Raw genomic sequence first — 19,735 nt, 5'->3', positions numbered from 1 at the left:
ACGCCGCCGTCCCACGGGTCTGGTCAGCGCGAGTCGGCGCCGTCGTGCTCGACCGCTGCGCGCCCGGCCTCCAGACGGGCGATCGGCACGCGGAACGGGGAGCAGGACACGTAGTTCAGCCCGATCGCGTCGAAGAACTTGATGGACTCCGGGTCGCCCCCGTGCTCGCCGCACACGCCGAGCGTGATGTCGGGTCGGGTCGCCCGCCCGAGCTCGACCGCGGTCTGCACGAGCGACCCGACACCCCGGACGTCGATCGTCTCGAACGGCGACACCGACAGCACACCGTTCGCGGTGTACTGCGGGAAGAACGCGCCCTCGACGTCGTCGCGGCTGAAGCCCCACGTCGTCTGGGTGAGGTCGTTCGTGCCGAACGAGAAGAACTGCGCCTCCGAGGCGAGCCGGTCCGCCGTGAGCGCCGCACGCGGCAGCTCGATCATGCAACCGACGGGCAGGTCGACCGTCACGCCCTGCTCGGCGCTCACCTCGGCCATGATCGCCGTCGCCCGGTCGCGCACGAGCCGCAGCTCCTGCACGGAGGCGACCAGCGGGACCATGATCTCCGCGTGCGGGTGCCCGCCGTCCGCGAGGCGCGCCGCCACGGCCTCCGACACGGCCCGGATCTGCAGGTCGAACAGGCCGGGCACGACGAGCCCCAGCCGCACGCCGCGCAGACCGAGCATCGGGTTGGCCTCGTGCATGCGACGCACGGCCGCCAGCAGCGTGACGTCGTGCTCGTCGACCTTGCCCCGCTCGGCGGCCAGGGCCACCTTCACCGAGAGCTCCGTCAGGTCGGGCAGGAACTCGTGCAGCGGCGGGTCGATGAGCCGGATCGTCGTGGGCAGCCCGTCCATCGCCGCGAGCAGGTCCGTGAAGTCCTGCCGCTGCATCGGCAGCAGCGCGTCGAGCGCCGCCTGCCGCTCGTCGTCGTCCTCCGCGAGGACCACGCGCTCGACGAGCACGCGGCGTTCGCCGAGGAACATGTGCTCCGTGCGGCACAGCCCGATGCCCTGCGCGCCCAGGCTCCGGGCGCGTGCGGCGTCCTCGGCGGTGTCGGCGTTGGCGTGCACGCGCAGCCGGCGGGACTCGTCGGCGTGCTCGAGGATGCGGTGGACCGCCACGACGAGCTCGGCGGTCTCCTCGTCGGGCGCCTCCGCCAGGGCGACGTCGAGACCGTCCTCGAGGTAGCGCTGCACCGGCGAGGGGACGACGGGGACGTCGCCGAGGAAGACCTCGCCGCTCGTGCCGTCGATCGCGATGACGTCACCCTCGGCCACCGTGCGGCCGCTGCGGGTCCGCATCGTGCGTGCCGCCGAGTCGACGACCAGCTCCTCGGCGCCGACGACGCACGTGCGGCCCATGCCGCGGGCCACGACCGCCGCGTGCGACGTCTTGCCGCCACGGGCCGTGAGGACGCCGACGGCGGCGATCATGCCGCCGAGGTCGTCGGGGTTCGTCTCACGACGCACCAGGATGACGTCCTTGCCCTCGGCGGCCCACTGCTCGGCCGTCTCCGGGTCGAACACCGCCATGCCCACGGCCGCGCCGGGTGAGGCGGGCATGGCCCTCGTGAGCAGCACCCGGTCCGCGCCGTCGGCGGCGAACTGCGGGAACTGCAGCTGCGAGAGCTGCGCGCCCGTGACCCGGGACAGGGCCTCGTCCATCGTGATGAGGTGCTCGTCGACGAGCTGGCACGCGATGCGGAAGGCTGCGGGTGCGGTGCGCTTGCCGACGCGGGTCTGCAGCATCCACAGCTTGCCGCGCTCGATCGTGAACTCGATGTCGCACAGGTCGCGGTAGTGGGTCTCGAGGCGGCGCATCGCCTGCCGCAGCTCGGAGTACGCGGCCGGGTCGACGTCCTCCAGGTCGGCCAGGGACAGCGTGTTGCGGATGCCCGCGACCACGTCCTCGCCCTGGGCGTTGACGAGGTAGTCCCCGTAGTCGCCGAGCCGGCCGTTGCTGGGGTCGCGCGTGAAGGCGACGCCCGTGCCCGACGTCGGACCCAGGTTGCCGAACACCATCGAGCACACGTTGACCGCGGTGCCCAGGTCGTCCGGGATGCGCTCCTTGCGGCGGTAGAGCCGTGCCCGGTCGGTGCCCCAGGAGTCGAAGACGGCCACGATGGCCAGGTCCAGCTGCTCACGGGGGTGCTGAGGGAACTCGCGTCCGGACTCCTCGCGCACGATCTGCTTGTACGTGTCGACCAGCGCGCGCAGGTCGCCGGCGTCGAGGTCGACGTCCGCGGTGACGCCCCGGGCGGCCTTCGCCTTGTCCAGCGCGTCGGCGAACAGGTCGCCGTCGATGTCCAGCACCGTGCGGCCGAACATCTGGATGAGCCGGCGGTACGAGTCCCACGCGAAGCGCTCGTCGCCCGACAGCGCCGACAGGCCCTGCACGGACGCGTCGTTGAGACCGACGTTGAGCACCGTCTCCATCATCCCGGGCATCGAGAACTTCGCGCCCGAGCGCACAGAGACCAGCAGGGGTTCGTGGAAGTCGCCGAGGCGGCGCCCGAGCGTGTCCTCGAGGTGGCGTACCGCCATGGTGACCTCGACGCGCAGCTCGGGCGGTACCTCGCCGGTGCGCATGTACGCGCGGCACGCCTCCGTGGTGATGGTGAAACCGGGGGGCACGGGCAGCCCGAGCCGGGTCATCTCGGCCAGGTTCGCGCCCTTGCCGCCGAGCAGGTCCTTCTGGTCCTTGTCGCCCTCGCTGAAGTCCTTGACGTAGCGGGCCATGTGGCTTCCTCCGTCGCACGCAGCCGCCGTGGCTCCGTTGCCACGGCGTCCTCGCACCAGTGTTCCGCTGCACCGAGGGGTGTGCTCTGTGACGAAGGGCCCACGTGACGCCCCCCGGCGGGCGGGTCGGGCACCGTGCCCCGGGTGCCCGCGCGCGGGAGCCGTAGGATGGGCAGAGCCCGCAGGAGGGCACACGCGTCGAGAGAAGGAGCGCACGGCACCCGCCGAGCACATGGCCGAGCCCAGCCCCGCCCCCAGCGTCCCCGAACCCCGGCACGCACGCATCGAGCACCGCATCACCGTCCCGTCGGACGTGTCGATGGTCGAGCTGCTCGGGCTGCGCGACGAGGTGCTGCGCAGCATCGAGAGCGGCTTCCCGAGCGTCGACGTGCACGTGCGCGGCAACGAGGTCACCCTCGCCGGCGCGGCCGGCGACGTCGCCCTCGTGACGCGACTCGTCGACGAGCTCGTGGAGATGGCGGCCGCCGGCACGCCGCTGAGCCCGGAGGTCGTCGCCCGGTCGGTGGTGATGCTCAGCGCGCAGGCCGCGCCGCGGCCCGCCGACGTGCTGACGTTCAACATCCTGTCGTCGCGCGGACGGACCATCCGTGCCAAGACCGCGGGGCAGAAGGAGTACGTCGAGGCGATCGAGCGGAACACCGTGACGTTCGGGATCGGCCCGGCCGGCACCGGCAAGACGTACCTCGCGATGGCGATGGCCGTGCAGGCGCTGCAGGCCCGCAAGGTCAACCGGATCGTGCTCACGCGTCCCGCGGTCGAGGCGGGCGAGCGCCTGGGCTTCCTGCCCGGCTCGCTCACCGACAAGATCGACCCGTACCTGCGCCCGCTGTACGACGCGCTGCACGACATGGTCGACCCGGAGTCGATCCCGCGGCTCATGGAGGCCGGGACGATCGAGGTGGCGCCGCTGGCGTACATGCGCGGCCGCACCCTCAACGACGCGTTCATCATCCTCGACGAGGCGCAGAACACGTCGGTCGAGCAGATGAAGATGTTCCTCACGCGCCTGGGCTTCGGCTCCAAGGTCGTCGTGACGGGGGACGTCACGCAGGTCGACCTGCCGAGCAGCACGACGTCGGGCCTGCGGGTCGTCGAGAAGATCCTGTCCGGGGTCGACGACGTGGAGTTCTGCCGCCTCACGTCGTCGGACGTCGTGAGGCACCGGCTGGTCGGGGAGATCATCGACGCGTACGCGAGGTGGGACAGGTCATGAGCGTCGAGGTGAGCAACGAGTCGGGCGTCGAGGTCGACGAGGCCGAGTTCGCGGCGCTGGGGCGGTACGTGCTCGACGCGATGCACGTGCACCCGCAGGCCGACCTGTTCGTGCGGCTGGTCGACACGGCGACGATGACGGACCTGCACGTGCGCTGGATGGACGAGCCGGGTCCCACGGACGTCCTGTCGTTCCCCATGGACGAGCTCACACCCGGACGCGAGGGCGACCCCGCCGGCCCCGGTGTGCTCGGCGACGTCGTGCTGTGCCCCGAGGTCGCCGCGACCCAGGCGCGCGCCGCGGGCCACTCGACGGCCGAGGAGATGCTGCTGCTGACGACGCACGGCATCCTCCACCTGCTCGGCTACGACCACGTCGAGCCCGACGAGGAGAAGGAGATGTTCGCGCTGCAGCGTCGCCTGCTCCTGACGTTCCTGGCCGGTCGATGAGCGGCGTCCCCGTCGGGCTGCTCGTCGCCGTCGCCGTCGTCGGGATCCTGCTGGCCGCGGCGCTGTCCGCGGGCGAGGTCGCGGTGCTGCGCGTCACGCGCGCCCGCGTCACCGAGCTCGAGGCCGAGCGTCCCGGTGCGGCCGCGCGGGTGCGCCGGCTCGTCGACGACCCGGCACGCGTCACGGCCGCGGCGTCGTTCGTGCGGCTCCTCGGCGAGATGACGGCCACCGTGTGCCTCACGCTCGCCATCAGCGCCGGCAGCCTGTCGTGGTGGGCCACGGCGCTGCTCGCGATCGCCGCGTGCGCCGTCGTCGCGTTCCTGCTCGTGCGCGTCAGCCCGCGCAGCATGGGCCGGCGCCACCCCGTCGGCGTGCTCGCGAACCTGTCGCGTCTGCTGCTCGCCGTCACCGCGCTCGCGGGCGGCGTGGGCCGCGGTGGCGAGGCCGCGACCACCACGAGCGAGCAGGACGACGCCGAGCTGCGCGACATGGTCGAGCGCGTCAGCGAGTCCGACGCGATCGAGGAGAACGAGCGCGAGATGTTCCGCTCGGTGCTCGAGCTCGGGGACACCCTCACGCGCGAGGTCATGGTGCCCCGCACGGACATGATCACGACGCAGGCGGACACGCCCCTGCACAAGGTGCTGGCGCTGCTGCTGCGCTCCGGCTTCTCGCGCGTGCCCGTGGTGGGGGAGTCGGTCGACGACGTGGTCGGGGTGCTCTACCTCAAGGACGTCGTGCGCCGCATCCCCGCCCACGGTCACGGCCACGGCAACGGCGACGGCGACCCGCTCGACGCGCCCGCGGCGTCCCTCGCGCGTCCCGCGGTCTACGTGCCGGAGTCCAAGCCCGTCGACGAGCTGCTCCTGGAGCTGCGCGACGGGTCCAGCCACATCGCGCTCGTCGTGGACGAGTACGGCGGCATCGCCGGGCTCGTGACCATCGAGGACGCGCTCGAGGAGATCGTCGGCGAGCTCACCGACGAGCACGACGCCAGCGCGCCCGTCGTCGAGGAGCTCGAGGACGGCGGCTACCGCGTCCCGGCGCGCCTGGGTCGCGACGAGCTCGGCGACCTGTTCGGCCTCGAGGTCGAGGACGAGGACGTCGACACCGCGGCCGGTCTGCTCGCCAAGGCGCTCGGCAAGGTGCCCCTCCCGGGTGCCGTCGGTGAGATCCACGGTCTGCGGCTCGAGGCCGAACGTGTCGAGGGCCGCCGCAAGCGCCTGGCGACCGTGCTCGTGCACCGGGCCGAGGAGGCCACGGAGGACGCCGCCCCCGCTACACCTGCCCGCGGCACCCATGCCGCGGGAACCCCGTCGCGCGGCACCCCCACCGTGCGGGACCACGGCTCGGAGGCCGCCCGATGACCCACCGTTCCGGCTTCGCGTGCCTCGTCGGGCGGCCCAACACCGGCAAGTCGACACTGACCAACGCGCTCGTCGGGCAGAAGGTCGCGATCACGTCGGGCCGCCCGCAGACCACGCGGCACGTCGTGCGCGGCATCGTGCACCGCGAGGACGCGCAGCTCGTGCTCGTCGACACCCCCGGTCTGCACCGCCCCCGCACGCTCCTCGGCGAGCGGCTCAACGACCTCGTGCGCGACACGCTCACCGAGGTCGACGTCATCGGCTTCTGCCTGCCTGCCGACGAGAAGATCGGGCCCGGCGACCGGTTCATCGCCGAGCAGCTGGCCCGCCTGGCGCCGCCCGGGGGCTCCGGCACGCCCGTCGTCGCGATCGTCACCAAGACCGACACGGTGCCGCGCGCCCGCCTCGCCGAGCAGCTGCTCGCGGTCGACCAGCTGGGGGACTGGGCCGACATCGTGCCGGTGTCCTCGCAGGCCGGCTACCAGGTCGACACGCTCGCCGACGTGCTGGTGGCGCACCTGCCGGAGGGCCCAGCCCTGTACCCCGAGGGCGAGCTCACCGACGAGCCCGAGCACGTCATGGTCGCCGAGCTCGTCCGCGAGGCCGCCCTCGAGGGCGTACGTGACGAGCTGCCGCACTCCCTGGCCGTGGTCGTCGACGAGATCGTGCCGCGCGAGCAGCGCCCGGGCACCGACGGCCGCCCGCTGCTGGACGTCCGCGTGCACCTGTTCGTCGAGCGTGACAGCCAGAAGGCCATCGTCATCGGCCGTGGTGGCGCGCGCCTGCGCGACGTCGGTACGCGCGCCCGCACCCAGATCGAGGCGCTGCTGGGTGCCCGTGTCTTCCTCGACCTGCACGTGAAGGTCGCGAAGGACTGGCAGCGTGACCCCAAGCAGCTCGGCCGGCTGGGCTTCTGAGGTGGACCTGACGGCACGCGCGCGCCCCGCGCGGCCGGGCGGCGCACGCCCGCGGAACGCGCGCGCCTCCTCGCTGTACCGGCTGGTCGCGAGCGTCGCGCTGGGGTCGCTCCTGCTCGCGGTCGTCGGCGCTGTCACGGGGCCCCACTGGGACCCGCCCCCGCTCGAGGAGGGCATCGAGGTCGCGACGCCCGACACGGCGATCGGCAGTGCCCGGCAGCTGCCGTCGCACGAGGTGCGGGTCGTCGACGTCTCGGTGCCGCTCGACGGCGCGAGCGTCGGCGCGCGCCTGTCCCTGCCGCTCGACCTCGACGAGCCCGCCCCCGCTGTGCTGTTCGTGCACGGCGCCGGGACCGGCAGGTCGACCCAGGCGTTCCGCCGCCAGGCGCAGGCGCTCGCCGAGGCCGGCGTCGTGGCGATGGTGCCCGACAAGCGCCTGGACACGTACACGACGCGGCACCGCGACTACGTCGCGATGGCGGCGGACTACGGACGTTCGCTCGAGCTGCTGCGGGACCGTCCCGAGGTCGACCCGGACCGGGTCGTCGTCTACGCCGAGAGCGAGGGCGGGTGGATCGCCCCCGTGATGGCGGCCGAGGACCGTGACCTCGCGGGTCTCGTGCTGGTGTCGTCACCGGTGGTGCCGCCGCGCCAGCAGGCGGCGTTCGCGGTCGACTCCTACCTGCGCAACACCGGTGTGCCGCACGCGGTGTTCCGCGCGATCCCACGGGCCGTGGGCATGACGATGCCGGGCGGCGGCTTCGAGTACGCCGACTTCGACGTGACGCGCTGGCAGCAGCGGGTCACGGCGCCCGTCCTGGTGGTGTACGGCACGGCGGACGCGTCGATGCCGGTCGTGCAGGGCGCGCTGCAGGTGCGTGCCGACGCCGCCCGGGCCGGCAACGACGCCGTCACGATCCGCTACTACGAGGGTGCCGACCACGGCATCCGCGTCGGCGGGCGCCCCACGCCCGAGTTCCTGCGCGACCTGGCCGGCTGGGTCCGCGGGCTGCCGGGCACGGGTGACGCCGCGCCCCGCGTGGCGGGCGCCGAACCCACCCAGACCTATCTCGCCGGACCCGTGCCGCAGCCGCGGTGGCTGCGCGACGGCACCGCGCTGCTCGTCCTCGTCGTGGGCGCGCCCGCGCTCATGCTCCTGGGCGCCGTCGCGGTCGGCGTGGCGCGCGTCGCGCGACCGGCGGGCGGCTCGCGGGCCCGTCGTGACCCGGAGCGCCTGCCGCGCCGCTTCGCACCCGGCATCGCGTGGCGCCTGGCCGCGCTCGGCGGCACGACCGTGGCCACCGTCGGCGCACTCGTCTGGTACCTGCTGGCGGTCGCACGCCTCGCGATGGACTACCAGCGCAACGCCTGGGTGGTGCAGGGCGGCTGGGTCGGTGTCCGCGTCCTGGGCATCAGCGCGGTCCTGACGGCGGTCCTGCTGGCGCGGCGGGCGCACGACGCCCGGGACGCGGGCGTGCCGCTCGCGCCGGGGGCCGTCCGGCGTTCCGCGGCGCTCGCAGTCCTGGCAGGATCAGCGGTCCTGCTGGTCGTCCTGGCGTACTGGGGCGTCTACCAGCTGAACATCTGAGGGTGAACTGGACGGATGCACGTGAAGCGTACGCCCCGCGTGAGGCACCATGTGCGCCGGTGGCGCGACGAGGACGGGACGGTGGTGCAGTGCGCACGTCGTGGGGTTCGGCGACGGACCGCGGACGCGTCCGTGAGGTGAACGAGGACGCGCTGCTGGCGTACCCGCCGGTCTTCCTCGTGGCGGACGGCATGGGTGGGCACGACGCCGGCGACCTCGCGAGCCGGATCGCCGTCGAGGAGTTCGCGCAGCTCGCGGGGCAGTCGTCGGCGTCGTCCGACGACGTGCACGCGTGCTTCTCGCGCACGTCCACGCGCATCCGCACCGAGTTCACCGGGGGGCGCCAGGGCGGCACGACCGTCGCGGGCGTCGCCGTGACCGAGCACGACGGCGGCTGGTACTGGCTGGTCTTCAACGTGGGTGACTCGCGCGTCTACCGCTGGTCCGAGGGCGCGCTCACGCAGGTCAGCGTCGACCACTCGGTGGTCCAGGAGCTCCTGGAGTCCGGCGAGATCACCCCGACGGCCGCGCGCAAGCACCCCGAGCGGCACGTGCTGACGCGCGCGCTCGGCACCGGTGAGCCGCCGGAGCCCGACTACTGGCTGCTCCCGGCGGGCGCCGACGACCGCCTGCTGATCTGCACCGACGGGCTCACGCGCGAGCTGGCGGACGACGAGATCGCGCACGTCCTCGCGTCGGTGGACGACCCGCAGGAGGCCTCGGCGCGCCTCGTCCAGGACGCCCTCGACCGGGGCGGCCGGGACAACGTGAGCGCCGTCGTCGTCGACGTCGCGAGCACCACGACCCCCGAGCCGACGCCCACGACGCTGCCGCGCTCGGCTCCCGACCTCGGCCCGCACCTGTGGGACGAGATGCTCAACGGCGCGACCGTCCCCCGGTCGGCCGTCCCGGCGCCGGCCGACACGCCCACGCCCGTCCCGCCGGCGGCGCCGGCCGAGGCCCAGGAGGACCCCGCATGAGCGACCGCACGCACCACGAGTACCAGGACGGACCCTGGACGGCCGTCGTGTCCGACGGGTTCCTCGCGCTGGTCGAGCCGGACGCGCCGTGGCGCCTCGTCGACGGCCTGTGGCGGGTGGCCAGCGAGGGCGGCGACGTGCTGGGCGCCCTCGGCGTGGTCGCGGCCGACGGGTTCGCTGCCCTGCCCGGGTTCGCGGTGCTGCGCGCCGACGGCGACGGTGCCGTGCACGCGGTGCTGCGTGGTGCGGTGCGGCTCCGCCTGCACGGCGTGGACGGCACCCAGGAGGTCACGGCCGGTGACGGGGCCGTGTGGACCGAGCACCGTGCGTTGGGCGTGCTCGGCCTCGAGCTCGCTGTCGACGCGGTGCCCGACGCGACCTGGTGGCCGCTGACCGGCGGTGTCGTGCGGTCCGGCGGTCTGCGGACCGGTGAGGTGCCGGACGCCGCCACGGTGGTGCCCGTGGCGCTGCCGGACACCGCGACGCACGAGCAGCCGATCGTGCCGGAGCCCGCCGGCGACGCGGTGCCGGAGCACCCCGTGGTGGTCGACGTCGCCGCGGTGCCGGGCGGCTCGGTGCCGGGCGGCGCGGTCGCCGCGGCGGAGCCGCCGCGGCCGTCCGGGGCGGAGATCGAGCCGTCGGCGGAGACCGAGTCGGCGGAGGAGAGCGAGCCGGCGGAGGAGAGCGAGCCGGCGGCGGAGACCGAGTCGTCGGCGGAGACGGGGCCGTCGGGGGAGACCGAGCCGCCCGCAGGGTCCGAGCCGGAGGCGGCGCCCGAGCCTGCGGGCCCCACCGTGGCCGCGCCGGTCGAGGCCGCCGTCCCCGCCGATCCCGCGGGCGTGGTCGAGCCCGACGTGGCGACGCTGCCGGCACCCGAGCTCGGCCTGCCCGAGCCGCTCGAGCCGGCGCCCGCCGCGCCGGTCGAGCAGGTGGAGGTCGACCCGTGGGCGCCCGCGCCGGTCGCAGCCGCGCTGCCGGCGGCACCCGTCGAGCCCGACGTGCCCACCGAGCGGCTCTCGCCCGAGGAGCTGCTCGAGGCGGCCGGCCCGCCCGCATGGTCCGGCGCGGAGGCGGTGGCGTGGTCGGCGGCGGGGCCCGCGGACACGCCGGCGCCGGCACCGGAACTGGCACCAGCCCCGGAGCGCGAGCCCGAGATCCCCTGGTGGCCGCTGGGCGACGCGGGGACCGCCGAGCCCGCGCCGACCCCCGCCGCGCCCGCGTCCACGCCCGCCCCGCCCCCGTTCGCGCCGGTGACCGCCCCCGCGGCGGTCGCCGACGAGACGGCGGGGTCCGACGACCACGACGGCATGACGATCCTGTCCTCCGACCTCGCGCGGCTGCGCGACCGTCTCCCGGCCTGGTCGCAGGACGCCGAGCCCGGGCCGTTCCCCGTGCCGCAGCCCGCGCCGCTGGCCGCGCGCATGGTGCTCTCGACGGGACTCGTGGTCGCGCTCGACCGCGCCGTCCTGCTGGGACGCGCGCCGCAGGTCGCGCGCGTGTCCAACCGTGAGCTGCCGCGCCTGGTGACGGTGCCGAGCCCCAACCAGGACATCTCGCGGACGCACGCCGAGGTGCGCGTCGAGGGCGACCACGTCATCGTCACCGACCTCGACTCCACCAACGGGGTGCACGTGTCGCGGCCCGGCGAGGGCGTGCGGCGGCTGCACCCCGGCGAACCGAGCGTCGTGGGGCCCGACGAGGTCGTCGACCTGGGCGACGGCGTCACGTTCACCGTGGAGCGCAGCGCGTCGTGACCGCTCGTCGTGAGGCGTCCGCGCCGCCGGACCTGCCGGGGTACGAGTACGTCCGCGTGCTCGGGCTCGGCGGGTTCGCCGACGTGTTCCTGTACCGCCAGCACCTGCCGCGGCGTGACGTCGCGGTCAAGGTGCTGCTCGCGGGCAGCCTCGACGACGACGTCCGTGAGCGGTTCCAGACGGAGGCCAACCTCATGGCCCAGCTCTCGCACCACCCCTCGATCGTCACGATCCACCACGCGGCGATCGCGCCGGACGGGCGGCCCTACCTCGTCATGGAGTACTGCTCGCGCACCGGGCTCGCCGAGCGGTACCGCGTAGAGCGCATCCCCGTGCCCGAGGTCCTGCGGATCGGGGTGCGGCTGGCCTCGGCCGTCGAGACGGCGCACCGCGCCGGCATCCTGCACCGCGACATCAAGCCGGCCAACGTCCTGACGACCGACTTCGGCTGGCCTGCGCTGACGGACTTCGGCATCGCCGCGACGACGGGGCCGGCGGTCCAGACCATGGGCATGTCGATCCCGTGGTCGCCGCCCGAGCTGCTCGCCGAGCACCCCACGGGCGACGAGCGTTCGGACGTCTACGCGCTCGCCGCGACCGTCTACTCGCTGCTGGCCGGACGCTCGCCGTTCGAGCTGCCCGGCGGCAACAACAGCGCGCAGCAGCTGGTGGCCCGCATCGAGCGCTCGCCGCTGCCGTCCGTCGGACGCGAGGACGTGCCCCCGCAGCTGCAGGCCGTCCTCGAGCGCGCGATGGCCAAGCACCCGTCCCGCCGTTTCGAGTCCGCTGTCGCGGTCGCCCGCGCGCTGCAGGAGGTCGAGGCGGCGCTGCGGCTGCCGGTGACGCCCCTCGACCTGCCCGACGACCCGTCACCGGTCCCGCACGGCGTCACGTCAGGCACCGCGCCGGGGGCGGCGGCCTCACCCTTCGGGCCACCGCCGGTCGTCGCGCGTGCCGGGGCGGACGTCCTCGACGAGGACGCGACGCGTCTGCGGGGGGTCGCGACGCCGGGCCCCGCCGTGCCGCCGGGCCTCGACGAGGACGCGACCCGCGCCCGGGCCGTCGTCGTCGGCCGACCCGTGCTCGTGGCTCCCGCGCCCCCGCAGGCCGCGCCGCCCGTCGGGGTGCCCGACGCACCCGTCGGCAGGCGTGGCGCGCGCGTCGCCGCACTCGTGGCCGGCGGCGTCGTGCTGGCCGCGGTGGTCGGTGTGCTCGTCGCGACCGTGACCGGCGACGAGCCGGAGCCACCGGTGCCCAGCGAGACGTTCGCCCCGCCGCAGACCGGTCCGGCGGCGGGCCCCGTGCCCGCGCCGCACTCGCTCGCCGGCACGCGCGCCGACGACGGCTCCGTCACGTTCACGTGGCAGAATCCCGACCCGCAGGACGGGGACCGGTACCTCTGGGGCGTGCTCACGGCCACCGGTGAGCCGACGTACGAGCTCGTCGACGCCGAACGCGTGACGGTCCCCGCCGACCAGGCGACGGGTGAGGTGTGCATCGAGGTGTCCATCGTGCGGGCGGACCGCAGCAGGTCGGCGCTCCCGGCGGAGGGGTGCACGCCGTGACCTGGTGGGACGCGCGCACCTGGCGCCGAGGGCCGGCGAGCAGGGCGGCCGCGATCGTGACGGTTCCTGCGGTCGTGCTGTCGCTCGCGCTCCTCGACCAGGGCTTCCCGCTGGCCCGCGTCGACCTGAACGACGGTGGCGTGTGGCTCACGGCCACGAGCAAGATGAGCCTGGGGCGCTACAACGTGCCCGTCGAGGAGCTCGACGGTGGCCTGGTCACCACCGGCGGCACGTTCGACGTGCTGCAGGACGAGGGCTGGGTGCTGCTGCGGGAGCAGAGCACCGTGTCGGTCGTCGACCCGGCGAGCGTGGCGACGACGACCCAGCTGGCGACGCCGGGCACCGAGGTGTCCATGGCCGCGGGGCGCGTCGCGTTCGTCGACAGTGACGGCGACGCGTGGGTCCGCCAGGTCGCCGCGCTCGACACGCTCGACCTCACGCAGGACACGCCCGACCTCCGGCTCGGTGCGGGCGGGGTGGCGGTCGTGGCGCGCAGCGGCGCGGTGCTCGCGCTGGCGCCGGAGACCGGGACGGTCACCCGCGCACCCGCACAGGAGCCGGTCGCGCCGGAGGAGGTCGGCCGGCTCGGGGCCGTCGAGGCGGATGCCGCGACGACCGTGGGCGACGAGCTGGTCGTGCTGTCGGGCAGCACGGTGCGGACCCTCGCGGGCACGGTGGAGGTCGACGACGACGACCTGGTGCTGCAGCAGCCGGGACCGGCGGCCTCGAGCGTGCTGGTCGCCGGGCGATCGGCGCTGTGGGAGGTGCCGCTCGACGGCGGCGCACCGCGGGAGCACCCCACGACGGGCTCCGGCAGGCCCGCGAAGCCCGTGCGTGTGGGGGACTGCGCGTACGCCGCGTGGTCCTCGTCCGTCGGCGGATACCTCGAGCTGTGCGCCGGCCGGGACGCGGTGGTCAAGGACCTCGAGGGGCTGAGCACGGGCGACCAGCTGGAGTTCCGCGTCAACCGCGGTCTCGTCGTCCTCAACGACACGGTCGGGGGCCGGGTCTGGCTGCCGCAGGAGGACACCGAGGTGCGCGTCCCGAACTGGGACGACATCGTGCCCGAGGAGGAGCCGGAGGAGTCCGAGGAGGACTCCGACAGCGGCGAGGTCATGCAGGAGCCGGTCACCGAGTGCAGCGACCAGGGCGCGCCGCCGGTCGCCGCCGACGACGCGTTCGGCGTGCGCGCCGGACGCACGCGCCTGCTGCCGGTGATCGACAACGACTCGTCGGCGGACTGCAAGATCCTGGTGATCACGCAGGTCGACGCCCCGCCGCCGGAGTTCGGCACCGTGGAGCCCGTGCGCGGCGGCCGCGCGCTGCAGGTGCACGTGGCGGAGGGCGCGAGCGGCTCGGTCCAGTTCAAGTACTCCGTCAACGACGGTGGCGGCGTGAACGCTCCCGCGACGGGCGTGGTGACCCTCACGGTGAGCGACGGCGACACCGCGCCGACCCAGGCGCGCACGTCGACCCTGACGGTCGAGACCGGCGGACAGCTCGAGCACGGCGTCCTCGCGGACTTCCACGACGCCGACGGCGACGACCTGCTGCTCGTCGGTGCGACCGCGGACCCCTCGGTGGGGACCGCCCGGTTCCGGCAGGACGGCGTGCTGACGTTCACCGCCGACGGTGGCGGGCTCGGCCGCACGACCGTGCAGGTGCAGGTCTCCGACGGCACGAACGTCGTCGACGGCGAGGTCGTCGTGGACGTGCGCGCCGCGGGCTCCGTCGCGCCGCAGATCGACCCCGTGCACGCGGTGACCTACGTCGGGCAGGAGGTCGTGGTCAGCCCGCTCGACGCGGTCCGCTCGGCGTCCAGCGAGCCGCCGCGCCTGGCCGCGGTGTCCGACGTGGTGGGCGCGACGATCGTCCCCGACCTGCGTGCCGGGACGTTCACGTTCAAGGCGCCGCGGGCCCAGGTGTACTACGTGCAGTTCGTCGTCACCGCGGCCCCGCAGCAGGCGACCGGCCTCGCGCGGATCGACGTGCGGGAGTGGCCGGAGCAGGCCCAGCCGCCGATCGCGGTGCGTGACCTCGCGTTGCTCCCGGCGGGTGGCGAGGTCACCGTCGACCCGCTCGCCAACGACGAGGACCCCGCCGACAACGTGCTCGTGCTCCAGACCGTCACCGCGCCCGAGGGATCGGGGCTGCAGGTCGCCGTCATCGACCACCGGTACGTGCGGATCCGCGCCGAGCGGACGCCGGACGGGCCGGTACCGCTCGTGTACGAGGTCTCGAACGGCTCGGCGTCGGCGCGCGGCGAGATCGTCGTGCACCCCATCCCGCCGTCCGCGTCGTCGCAGGCGCCTGTCGTACCGCCCGTGGAGGCGAGCGTGCGCGCCGGCGGCGTCGTGACGATCCCGGTGCTGGCCGGGGCCTCCGACCCGGACGGCGACCCGCTGACCGTGCTGCGCGAGCTGTCGGAGCCGCTGCCGGAGGGCGACGGCCTGCTGTTCGTCTCGGGCGACGTGCTGCGCTACCAGGCGCCGAACCGGGCGCTCACGGCGCGTGCGACCTTCCAGGTGCAGGACACCGCGGGGAACGTCACGGGGGCCACCGTGACCGTGCGCGTCCACGAGTCCGACCCGCAGACGAAGTCGCCGCCGCGGCCGAAGGACGTCGAGGCGCGCGTCTTCGAGGGCGACGTCGTGCGCATCCCCGTGCCGCTCGTCGGCATCGACGACGACGGGGACGGCGTGACCCTGCTCGGTCCCGCGTCGGCGCCGGCCCTGGGACGCATCACCGAGGTCGGCCCCGACTGGCTGGAGTACGAGGCGGACCGCGGCTCGCGCGGCACCGAGAAGTTCACGTACGCCGTCGAGGACTGGGTGGGCCAGCGGGCGGTCGCGTCCGTGCGCGTGGGCATCGCGCCCCGTCCCTCCGGTGCCGCGGGGCTCGTCGCGGTCGACGACGCGGTGACGCTCCGGCCCGGCCAGCGCGTGGAGGTGCGCGTCCTGGCGAACGACATCGACTCGACCGGGCGTGAGCTGAGCCTCGAGGCGATCGAGCCGCCCGAGGGCCTCGACGCGCAGATCCAGGGCCGGCGGATCGTCGTGACGGCCCCGCCCGCCCCGGGCGTCGTGCAGATCCCGTACCTCGCGACGAACGACGGGGGCGGCAGCGACTACGGCGTGCTCACGGTCACCGTCACGCCGGACGCACCCGTGCAGCCGCCGCGTGCGCGCGACGTCCTCGTGCCGGCGATCGACACGCTGGGCAAGACCGAGGTGTCGGTCGACGTGCTCGCGGTCGCACAGAACCCCTCGGGTCCGCTGTCCGACCTCGAGGTGTCGGTGCCCGCGTCCCACGCCGACGTCGCGCGCGTCACCGAGGAGGGCGACGTGGTCGTCACCCTGGTCGACCACGCGCAGACGGTGCCGTACCGGCTGGTGAACACCACCGAGCCGACCGCCGACGCGTACGCGTTCATCACCGTGCCCGCGCTCGGGTTCTTCCCGCCCCAGCTGCGCCCACGCGCGCCCGAGCTACGGGTGGCCAGCGGGGAGCAGATCGAGATCCCGTTGGCCGAGCACGTCCAGGTCGCTCCCGGCCGCAAGCCCACCATCGCGGACCCCACGCAGGTGAGCGCGCCGCGCTCGAACGGCGCCGAGCTCGTCAAGGACCCCTCGACGATCGTGTTCACGTCCGCCGAGGGGTACGCGGGGCCGGCGTCGGTCACGGTGCCCGTCACCGACGCCACGGGTCCGTCCGACACCACCGCGCGCACCGCGCTGCTCACGCTGCAGATCACGGTCTACGCGGTCGACGACGTCGCACCGACGTTCGACGGCGCGACCATCGAGGTGGAGCCCGGCGAGGCACCCACGCGTATCGACCTGCTCGCGCTGACGCACGGCCCGGAGCAGGCCGACGGCGCCGTGGCGTCCGCCGACCGCTACGGCTACTCGCTGACGTCCGTCGTGCCCGCCGGGTTCGTGGTGGACTCCGAAGGCTCCGAGCTGTGGGTGTCGGCCGACCCGACGACCCCGAAGGGCACGACGGGGCGCCTCGACCTGCGGCTCACCTACGGGCGCAGCGGTGCCATGGAGATCGCGGTCGACCTGCGCGTCGTGGCGAGCAAGCGGCGCACCGCGACCGTCCAGAACTTCACGGTCGACGACGGCGCCCAGGGCCGGGAGTCGACCGTGGACGTGCTCGAGGGGGCGTTCAACCCGTTCCCCGACACCGGGCCGCTGAAGGTCGTCGGCGCGGTCGTCGAGACCGTCGGGGCGGGCACGGCGTCGGCGTCGTCGAGCAGCGTCACGGTGCGTCCCGGCGACGACTTCATCGGCCTGATGGTCGTGCGCTTCCGTGTGCGGGACGTCACGAGCGACCCCGGGCGTGAAGTCGAGGGCCGTGTGACCGTCCGCGTCAGCGGCGTCCCGCTCGCCCCCGTCCCGCCGCGCATCGGCGAGGTGCGCGACCGCACCGTCGTGCTGTCGTGGACGGCGCCGGACAACCGCGGCGAGCCGATCACGGAGTACCGCGTGACCGCGCAGCCCGGCGGCGCGACGCGCTCGTGCGCGAGCACCACGTGCACGATCGACAACCTGACGAACGACGTCGAGTACACGTTCACCGTCGAGGCGCGCAACCGCGTCGGCTGGTCGGAGCCGTCGCCGGCGTCCGCCCCCGCGCGCCCCGACGCGGTGCCGGACGCTCCCGGCGCCCCGCGGCTCGTGTTCGGTGACGGCTCGGTCACGGCCACGTGGGACGCACCGGTCTCCAAGGGCTCGCCGATCACCAGCTACTCGTTGGAGATCAGCCCGGCGCCGGACTCGGGCGCGGCGACGCGCACGACGACGTCGACGAGCTACACGTTCGACCGGCTGCGCAACGGCGTCGCCTACACCGTCCGTGTCCGGGCCCACAACAAGGCACCCGAGCCGAGCGCGTGGAGCCTGTGGTCGGGTACGGAGATCCCCGCCGGCCCGCCCGGCGCGCCGACGGGACTGGCGGCCACGCGCGTCGACGTGCCCTACGGCGGCCAGATCACCGTCACCTGGGGCGACACGGCCCCGAACGGCGACGCGATCCAGGGCTACGAGCTCGTCGTCGGCGGCAGCAACGGCGGCACCTTCCCCCTCAACGCCGACGCGCGCTCCTACGCGTTCGCCCAGGCGAGGAACGGCGAGACGTACACGTTCTCGCTGCGCGCCCGGAACAAGGCCGGGTGGGGGAGCGCGGCGAGCACGGACGCGTCGACGTACGGCCAGCCGGGCGCCCCCGGGGCGCCGAGCGCGGAGGCGCTCGTCGGCCAGGGCGCCGCGCGGCTCACGTGGGCCGACGCCGACGGCAACGGCGCGCCCATCGAGCGGTACGTCGTGACGGTGTCGGACGGCCGACGCCTCGACGTGAGCGGCACGTCGACCACCGTCACCGGGCTCACCGGAGGGTCGTCCTACACGTTCACCGTCACCGCCGTGAACGCCCAGGGCGAGGGCCCGGCGTCGGCGGCGGCGACCGTGCAGGCCTCGACACCGCCAGGTACGCCCACGGTCGAGGCCCCCGTGGTGTCCGCCACGGGTGACTTCGGGCGCGCCACACAGCTGCTGGTCTCGTGGAGTGCGGTGTCCGCGAACGCGCTGGACGCCGAGGGACGACCCTCGACGGTCTCGTACGAGTACCAGGTCACCAGCAACTGGGGCAGCACCCAGCGACTGTCGACCACCGCGACGTCGGCGACCGTCGACGTCAGCGGCTGGCGCTTCCCGGTGGGCGGTGGCGATGTCACCGTCACGGTGTGGCCGCACACGACCGTGTCCGGGCAGCGGCTCGACGGCTCGTCGGGCGCGCGCACCGCATCCGTCGGCCGCTGGGGATCACCGCCCTCGGCTCCCGGCACGCCGACCCTCGTGGTGGACGGCACCGCGCTGACCGCCAGCTGGACGGCCCCCGCGGTCAACGGCGGCAGCGACATCGAGCGCTACCAGGTGACCTGGACGATCCCCGGGCGGCGCGACCGCGTCGAGAACACCGGACCCGGCACGCTCCAGCACACGAACGAGGTCGGCGACGTGCCGCCCGGCACGGTCGTCACGGTCACGGTGCGTGCCGAGAACGCCAGCGGCCGCGGCGATCCCGCGTCCGCCACCTGGACCGTGCCCGAGCCCGCCGCACCGGAAGGTGACGGGTGACCCCGCCCGCACCGCAGCCCACCCCCACCGACTGGAGCCCCCACCGATGACCCCCGAGCAGACCACCTGGTTCGCCGAGACGTTCGAGGCCCTCGTGGGCAACGTCGGTCAGGCGCTCCTCGGCAAGGAGGAGACCGTCCGCCTCGTGCTCATCGCGATGCTCGCGGACGGGCACGTGCTGCTCGAGGACGCGCCCGGCACCGGCAAGACGTCGCTCGCGAAGGCGATCGCCGCCACCGTGCAGGGCTCGCACCACCGCATCCAGTTCACGCCCGACCTGCTCCCGTCCGACGTCACGGGCGTGACGATCTACGACCAGTCGTCGCAGCGGTTCGAGTTCCACCCGGGACCGATCTTCGCGTCGGTCGTGCTGGCCGACGAGATCAACCGCGCCTCGCCCAAGACGCAGGCCGCCCTGCTGGAGGTCATGGAGGAGGCGAACGTCACGGTCGACGGCGTCACGCACCCCGTGGGACGCCCGTTCATGGTCATCGCGACGCAGAACCCCATCGAGCAGGCGGGAACGTACCGGCTCCCCGAGGCGCAGCTCGACCGGTTCCTGCTCAAGACGTCGCTCGGCTACCCCGACCGTGCGTCGTCGATCGAGATCCTCGCGGGCCTCAAGGACCGCACGACCGCGCTGCGCCCGCGCATCACGACGCAGGCCGTGGGCACCATGGCCGACCTCGCGCTCACCGTGCACGTCGACGAGGCGGTGCTGGACTACGTCGCGCGCCTGCTCGAGGCGACGCGCGACGACGCGCAGACGGCGCTCGGCGCGAGCATCCGTGGCGGGCTGGCCCTGGTGCGCTGCGCCAAGGTGTCCGCGGCGGCCGACGGCCGCGACTACGTGCTGCCCGACGACGTCAAGGTCCTCGCGCAGCCGGTGCTGGCGCACCGCCTCGTGCTCGACAGCGAGGCCGAGTTCGCCGGCGTCACGGCCACGGAGGTCGTCGCGCGCGTGCTCTCGCAGGTCGCGCCGCCCGCGCTGCGACGGGGCTGA

11 protein-coding genes are annotated in these 19,735 nt (G+C 74.5%); 10 read left to right on the top strand and 1 reads right to left on the bottom strand.

Annotated elements, in window-relative coordinates:
- Window positions 1–23 precede the first annotated feature (23 nt).
- Window positions 24–2,738, bottom strand: coding sequence for a pyruvate, phosphate dikinase (gene ppdK / locus CFLA_RS11175; RefSeq protein WP_013117432.1), 2,715 nt, complete (start codon window positions 2,736–2,738; stop codon window positions 24–26).
- A gap of 232 nt (window positions 2,739–2,970) precedes the next feature.
- Here ppdK and CFLA_RS11170 point away from each other — a divergent pair, with 232 nt between their 5' ends.
- The 10 genes from CFLA_RS11170 to CFLA_RS11125 all read left to right on the top strand — a co-directional run bounded on the left by CFLA_RS11170 (window position 2,971) and on the right by CFLA_RS11125 (window position 19,735).
- Window positions 2,971–3,972, top strand: a complete 1,002-nt coding sequence (locus CFLA_RS11170; protein ID WP_013117431.1) for a PhoH family protein — start codon at window positions 2,971–2,973, stop codon at window positions 3,970–3,972.
- Window positions 3,969–4,421, top strand: coding sequence for an rRNA maturation RNase YbeY (gene ybeY / locus CFLA_RS11165; RefSeq protein ID WP_013117430.1), 453 nt, complete (start codon window positions 3,969–3,971; stop codon window positions 4,419–4,421). Before CFLA_RS11170 ends, ybeY begins: the two co-directional genes overlap by 4 nt.
- Complete coding sequence (locus CFLA_RS11160; RefSeq protein WP_013117429.1) at window positions 4,418–5,788, top strand: hemolysin family protein; 1,371 nt, start codon at window positions 4,418–4,420, stop codon at window positions 5,786–5,788. Before ybeY ends, CFLA_RS11160 begins: the two co-directional genes overlap by 4 nt.
- On the top strand, window positions 5,785–6,705 hold the full coding sequence (gene era, locus CFLA_RS11155) for a GTPase Era (protein ID WP_013117428.1): 921 nt from the start codon (window positions 5,785–5,787) through the stop codon (window positions 6,703–6,705). The genes CFLA_RS11160 and era overlap by 4 nt, the downstream gene beginning before the upstream one ends.
- Complete coding sequence (locus tag CFLA_RS11150) at window positions 6,671–8,293, top strand: alpha/beta hydrolase family protein (protein WP_245530234.1); 1,623 nt, start codon at window positions 6,671–6,673, stop codon at window positions 8,291–8,293. Before era ends, CFLA_RS11150 begins: the two co-directional genes overlap by 35 nt.
- A gap of 89 nt (window positions 8,294–8,382) precedes the next feature.
- A complete protein-coding gene (locus tag CFLA_RS11145; RefSeq protein ID WP_013117426.1) occupies window positions 8,383–9,273 on the top strand; it encodes a PP2C family protein-serine/threonine phosphatase in 891 nt (296 codons plus the stop codon).
- Window positions 9,270–11,027 (top strand): FHA domain-containing protein, encoded by a 1,758-nt coding sequence (locus CFLA_RS19050; protein ID WP_013117425.1) that lies wholly within the window; start codon window positions 9,270–9,272, stop codon window positions 11,025–11,027. The genes CFLA_RS11145 and CFLA_RS19050 overlap by 4 nt, the downstream gene beginning before the upstream one ends.
- Window positions 11,024–12,592, top strand: a complete 1,569-nt coding sequence (locus CFLA_RS11135) for a serine/threonine-protein kinase (RefSeq protein ID WP_013117424.1) — start codon at window positions 11,024–11,026, stop codon at window positions 12,590–12,592. Before CFLA_RS19050 ends, CFLA_RS11135 begins: the two co-directional genes overlap by 4 nt.
- Window positions 12,589–18,732, top strand: a complete 6,144-nt coding sequence (locus CFLA_RS11130; RefSeq protein WP_013117423.1) for a fibronectin type III domain-containing protein — start codon at window positions 12,589–12,591, stop codon at window positions 18,730–18,732. The genes CFLA_RS11135 and CFLA_RS11130 overlap by 4 nt, the downstream gene beginning before the upstream one ends.
- A gap of 46 nt (window positions 18,733–18,778) precedes the next feature.
- Complete coding sequence (locus CFLA_RS11125) at window positions 18,779–19,735, top strand: AAA family ATPase (RefSeq protein ID WP_013117422.1); 957 nt, start codon at window positions 18,779–18,781, stop codon at window positions 19,733–19,735.

Source organism: Cellulomonas flavigena DSM 20109 (assembly GCF_000092865.1).
In the GTDB taxonomy this organism is placed as follows: Bacteria; Actinomycetota; Actinomycetes; order Actinomycetales; family Cellulomonadaceae; genus Cellulomonas; species Cellulomonas flavigena.
Note: the sequence above shows the minus strand (reverse complement) of the source record. Positions and strands in the feature narration are given on the sequence as shown.

Coding starts and splice junctions, on each gene's coding strand:
- ybeY (WP_013117430.1), top strand. CDS start 3,969: ATGAGCGTCGAGGTGAGCAACGAGTCGGGCGTCGAGGTCGACGAGGCC.
- CFLA_RS11170 (WP_013117431.1), top strand. CDS start 2,971: ATGGCCGAGCCCAGCCCCGCCCCCAGCGTCCCCGAACCCCGGCACGCA.
- era (WP_013117428.1), top strand. CDS start 5,785: ATGACCCACCGTTCCGGCTTCGCGTGCCTCGTCGGGCGGCCCAACACC.
- ppdK (WP_013117432.1), bottom strand. CDS start 2,738: ATGGCCCGCTACGTCAAGGACTTCAGCGAGGGCGACAAGGACCAGAAG.
- CFLA_RS11125 (WP_013117422.1), top strand. CDS start 18,779: ATGACCCCCGAGCAGACCACCTGGTTCGCCGAGACGTTCGAGGCCCTC.
- CFLA_RS11160 (WP_013117429.1), top strand. CDS start 4,418: ATGAGCGGCGTCCCCGTCGGGCTGCTCGTCGCCGTCGCCGTCGTCGGG.
- CFLA_RS19050 (WP_013117425.1), top strand. CDS start 9,270: ATGAGCGACCGCACGCACCACGAGTACCAGGACGGACCCTGGACGGCC.